This is a genomic window from uncultured Frigoribacterium sp. (genome assembly GCF_963515265.1).
Classification (GTDB): Bacteria; Actinomycetota; Actinomycetes; order Actinomycetales; family Microbacteriaceae; genus Frigoribacterium.
Genome location: NZ_CAUPYL010000240.1, coordinates 1 through 3,293, shown reverse-complemented (window position 1 = coordinate 3,293; position 3,293 = coordinate 1). Strand labels below are relative to the sequence as shown.

Below are 3,293 nucleotides of genomic sequence, written 5' to 3'. Positions count from 1 at the left end.
GCGCCACCTAGTCGAGCGCCAGCAGCGCCGCCGCGGCGAGGGCGAGCACGAGCCCGCCGACCTGCGTCCGGGTCAGCCGCTCCCGCAGCACCACGGCCGCGAGCACGACGGTCGCCGCCGAGTAGAGCGCCGTCAGCACGCTCATCACGGTGAGGTCGCCGACCCGCAGCCCCACGAGGATCAGCACGTTCGCCCCGCTGTCGGCGACTCCGCAGGCGAGCGCCAGCCACAGGGCGCGACGCAGGGGCAGGAGGTGCGGGGCGGCCTGCGCGACCGGCGCCGCACCTCCTTCGCCCTGCTGCCGGATCGGGACACGCCCCGGCTCCTCGGCGTGTGCACGCCCCCGCACCCGCGCCACCACCAGCAGCACCAGCACCGCCCCGCCCGTCAGCACGAGGTTCGCCGACCGGTTGGCGACGAGCGGCACGAGCCCGGAGTCGTCCGGCGTCCGGTCGAGGAACACGAGCACCAGCCCGATCCCCGCGCCGGCGCCCAGGGCCATCAGCAGCCCCCGCGCGCTCGGTCGCGGAGCCGACGGATCGGGCACGAAGCCGACCAGCACCACGGCGACGAGGGCGAGCGCGATGCCGGCCCAGCCCGCGCCTCCCAGCCGGGAGCCCTGCGCCAGCCCGACCCCCACCGGCACGATCGCCGAGACCACGGCCGTGAGCGGCGAGAGGATGCTCATCGGCCCGAGCGCGAGGCAGGCGTAGAGCAGCGCGAGGGCGACGGCTCCCGCGACGCCGCTGAGCAGGCCCCAGCCGACCGCGGCCGTCGAGGCCGTGCCGGGCACGACGAGCAGCAGCAGCGCGAGCAGCACCAGCCCGCTCGCGGCGGCGATCGCGGTGACGCGCAGCGGGGCGAGGCGCCGGGCGGCGAGTCCGCCGAGGAAGTCGGCCGAGCCGTAGGAGGCGGCGGCCAGCAGGCCGAGGACGGCGGCGATCACGGCGACTCCAGGAGGTGCGGGGCGAGCCAGGGCGACAGCTGTCGTCTCACGAGACGGCCGTCGCGTTAACAACGGATGACGAAGCTGCGGGAGGCCTTGTCGGACTCCCAGCTGGATCTTATGGTCGTGGGGGTCGTCCCTCGACCGGGGGGCAGGCCGTCGAGGCCGATCCGGCCCCCACCCCGCAGTCCACCAGGAGACACACTCGTCATGCGCCCCCGCCCCGCCGCCACACCCCAGCGCGAGAACGGGGGCCGGCGACGTCGCCGCGCCGCCCTCTCGCTCGTCGCCGTCACCACGATGGGCCTCGGCGTCCTCGTCGCCGCCCCGGCCGCCCAGGCCGCTCCCACGACGATCGACATCGTCGGGATCAACGACTTCCACGGCCGCATCGAGGCCGACGACGGCGTGGGCCGCAACACGGTGATCGGCGGCGCGGTCTCGCTCGCGGGCGCCGTCGACGCGGTCCGTCGAGCGAACGCCGACACGCTCTTCGTGTCGTCGGGCGACAACATCGGTGCCTCGACCTTCACGTCCTTCATCCAGGACGACGAGCCCACCCTCGACGCCCTCAACTCGATCGGCCTCGACGTGTCGGCCACGGGCAACCACGAGTTCGACAAGGGCCAGGGCGACCTGGACGGTCGGGTCACGACGAACAGCGACTTCCCGTACGTGGCCGCCAACGTCATGCGCGGCAGCGCGCACGCGTACAAGCCGTATGTCGTCGAGACCACGGCGAGCGGCGCACGGGTGGCCTTCATCGGTGCCGTCACCGAGTCGATGCCCACCCTCGTGTCGCCGGACGGCATCGCCGGGCTCACCTTCACGCCGATCGTCCCGGCCGTCAACGCGGCGGCCGCGGAGATCGTGGCGGCCGACGCGGCCGACGCCATCGTGCTGCTCGTCCACGAGGGCGCCGCCGACAGCACGCCCGCCGCCATCGGCGGCGACAGCGCCTTCGGCGAGATCTCGCGCGGCGTCAGCCCCGACGTCTCGGCGATCCTCTCGGCGCACACGCACGCCTCGTACAACACGACGGTCGTGCCCGACGGGAGCACTGTGCCCCGTCCCGTGGTGCAGACGGGCAGCTACGGCTCGTTCCTCAGCCACCTCCAGCTGTCGGTGGATCCGGCGGCGACCGGTGCGCCCCGTGACACCGTCACGGCGACCCTGCTGCCCCAGCAGAAGCTGTTCGGGGTCCAGGCAGGGCCGAACCCCGACATCGCGGGCATCGTCTCGCGGGCAGTGGCTGTCGCCGACGAGCGAGGCAAGGTCCAGGTCGGGACCATCGGGGGCGAGTTCCGCCGCGCGTACAACGGAACCACGGAGAACCGAGGCGGCGAGTCCACGCTCGGCAACTTCGTCGCCGACGTCCAGCTGTGGTCGACGCGGGACAAGGGTGCTCAGCTCGCCCTGATGAACCCGGGCGGCCTCCGCACCGACCTGGTCGCCCAGTCTGCAGCTGGCGGCCCCATCGACTACAAGTCCGTCGCCCTCGTGCAGCCCTTCGCCAACACCCTCGTGGTGGTCGACATGACCGGCGCCGAGATCAAGGCGGTGCTGGAGCAGCAGTACCAGCCGGCGGTCACGGCCCGTCCGTTCCTCAAGCTGGGCTCGTCGGAGGGTCTCGCCTACACGTACGACCCGTCGGCCACGGGCGGCTACGCGGTGACCAGCGCGACGCTCGACGGTCAGCCCCTCCTCGACGACACCGTCTACAAGGTGACGACGAACTCGTTCCTGGCGACCGGCGGCGACGGCTTCACGGCCTTCGCGAACGGCCGCGCGCACGCCGACAGCGGCAAGGTGGACCTGCAGAGCCAGATCGACTACTTCGCGGACCAGACGGCTCGTGGCCTCGTCCCTGCGCCGGACTTCGCCGTCCGGTCGCTCGGCGTCACGACGTCCGAGGCTCCTGCCGGCGGCTTCGCGGCCGGCGAGCAGGTCGAGCTGGACCTCTCGTCGCTCGTCATGAGCCAGGCGGCGCCCGACCAGGCCGACCCCCTGACCGTGACCGCGTCCCTGGACGGCGTCGAGGCTGCGACCTCGACCGTCGACACGACCGCCACCCCGTTGTTCGACGAGCAGGGCCGCGCCACGCTGACGTTCACCGTCCCCGAGGGCATCACCGCACCCACGGCAGGCCCGGTCACGCGCTCGCTCCGCATCGCGGTGTCCGGCACCGGCACCGAGGTCGACCTGCCGATCGTGTTCGCTGCTGCCGCTGCCCCGGTGGTCGTCGACCCGACCCCTGGCGACCCGACGACGCCGACGACGCCGGGCGCCGGCGCGGGCACCGCTCCCGGCACGGGCTCCGGCTCCGGCGCGGGCACGGGCCCGACCC

The 3,293-nt window shown here is 73.7% G+C and carries 2 protein-coding genes; one reads left to right on the top strand and one right to left on the bottom strand.

All coding sequences use genetic code 11. From position 1 onward, the window contains the following. Positions 1–7 precede the first annotated feature (7 nt). A complete protein-coding gene (locus RWM17_RS13265; protein WP_314104412.1) occupies positions 8–946 on the bottom strand; it encodes an EamA family transporter in 939 nt (312 codons plus the stop codon). A gap of 210 nt (positions 947–1,156) precedes the next feature. On the opposite strand from RWM17_RS13265, the gene RWM17_RS13260 reads away from it, so the two are divergent. Next, positions 1,157–3,293 (top strand): bifunctional UDP-sugar hydrolase/5'-nucleotidase (locus RWM17_RS13260; RefSeq protein WP_314104410.1); only part of this gene is annotated, 2,137 nt, incomplete at its 3' end.